At 49.8% G+C, this 1,710-nt stretch carries 2 protein-coding genes; one reads left to right on the forward strand and one right to left on the reverse strand.

The features are described from left to right. The coding region (locus ACTHSP_RS20395; protein ID WP_440346809.1) for a cytochrome-c peroxidase at positions 1-764 on the reverse strand (764 nt) is incomplete at its 3' end. A 395-nt stretch (positions 765-1,159) separates the two neighbouring features. Between ACTHSP_RS20395 and ACTHSP_RS20400 the strand changes: the two genes are divergently transcribed. After that, a partial coding sequence (locus tag ACTHSP_RS20400) for an FTR1 family iron permease (RefSeq protein WP_440346810.1) occupies positions 1,160-1,710 on the forward strand: 551 nt, incomplete at its 3' end.

The raw sequence follows: 1,710 nt of genomic DNA on the forward strand, positions 1-1,710 counted from the left end.
AATGCGCGTACGCCTTTGCGTTCTTGTTCGCTCAGGGCAGATACGTTGCCTTTCAGGTAGTCGTCCCAACGGGTCGGAGTCAGCAGGGTACGTTCAAACGCGCCCAATGCAGTGGTGATGTTTTTAAAGGAAACCGCGCCGTCTTCAGGGAATGCGGCTTTGAATTTTTCTTGGTATTCAGGGATACCGGCGATTTTGGCGGCGGCATCGGCTTCGGTCGCGTTGGCCATTTCAACCGGGTTGAGCAATGGGCCGCCGGCTTGTTCTTCCACATCGGCGGCACGGCCGTCCCAGAATTGGCTTCCCAACAAGGCGGCATTCAGGGCAGTCGGGGGGTTACGGGCGCCGAATTGGCTTTTGTGGCCCGCGCTGGTCGGCATGTTGTCTACGCCAGCAGTTGCCAAGTTGTGGCAGGAGTTACAGCTGACGGTGTTGCCTTTGGACAGGCGGGTTTCGTACCAAAGTTGTTGGCCGAGTTTGACCTGCTCTTCGGTAAACGGACGGATTTTTTGCATTTCGGCCGCATCAGGCAAAGGTTTGAACACGGTTTGCGCGCGTTCCAACAGGGCTTTGTCTTCGGCAGAAACATCGGCGGAATTTTGAGGGGCCGAAACAGCGGCGGTGCTTGCGGCAGCATCGGCAGCGCTCGCGGCAGAAGCCGCTTGAGGGGTTTCGGTTGTTTGAGCCGTTTTCTCGCCGCAGGCGGTCAACGCGGCAGAAACGGCCAAAGCCAAAGCGATTTGGTGGAGTTTTAAACGTGGCATAGGAGGGTTCCTTTGTTATGCGTTTGTTATGTCATGGATTGCTGATTGCACCAGCAATATGCCAACTATAAAAGATAAGGCGGTTTTAATTTTTGTTGTAAATCAACCTTTTAAATTTGATAAATTCTGAAAATATCACTGATAGGGAAATTTATACTATGGAACTTTTTTATTATTTATTTACAATTGCTTAGATAAATTAAGGCCGTCTGAAAAAATAAAATTCAGACGGCCTTATTCAGACGGCCTTTTAGTTTTTATTGATTACGTCCGTTATTTTATTTTAAAAAATCTTAATAAATATGGGGTTATTAAAAAATAAAAATAATTTGCGTTATTAAGCATAAAGCGTTATAAATGCGTTAACAAATGAACATTTCACTTTAGAGTTTTTTATGCTGATTGCTTTATTGATTATGCTGCGCGAGGGCATCGAAGCCGCCCTGATCGTCGGCATTGTTGCCAGTTTTTTGAAACAGTCGGGACACAGCGAGCTGATGCCGAAGGTTTGGCTGGGCGTGTTTTTGGCTTCGGTCATGTGTTTGGGTATTGGTTACGGCATTCATTCCGCTACCGGCGAGATTCCGCAAAAAGAACAGGAATTGGTGGTCGGCGCCATCGGCCTGGTGGCTGTGGCGATGCTGACGTACATGATTTTGTGGATGAAGAAGGCCGCGCGTTCGATGAAACAGCATCTTCAGGATTCTGTTCAGTCGGCCTTAAACCGCGGCAGCGGCCAGGGTTGGGCCTTGGTCGGCATGGCGTTTTTGGCTGTGGCGCGCGAAGGTTTGGAGAGTGTGTTTTTCCTGCTGGCCGTGTTCCAGCAAAGCCCGACGTGGTCTATGCCGATAGGCGCGGTGTTGGGTCTGTTGGTGGCGGTTGTCATCGGTACGCTGATTTATCAGGGCGGTATGCGCCTGAACTTGGCGAAGTTTTTCCGTTGGAC

The sequence above is a fragment of the Neisseria sp. P0001.S005 genome (assembly GCF_051963715.1).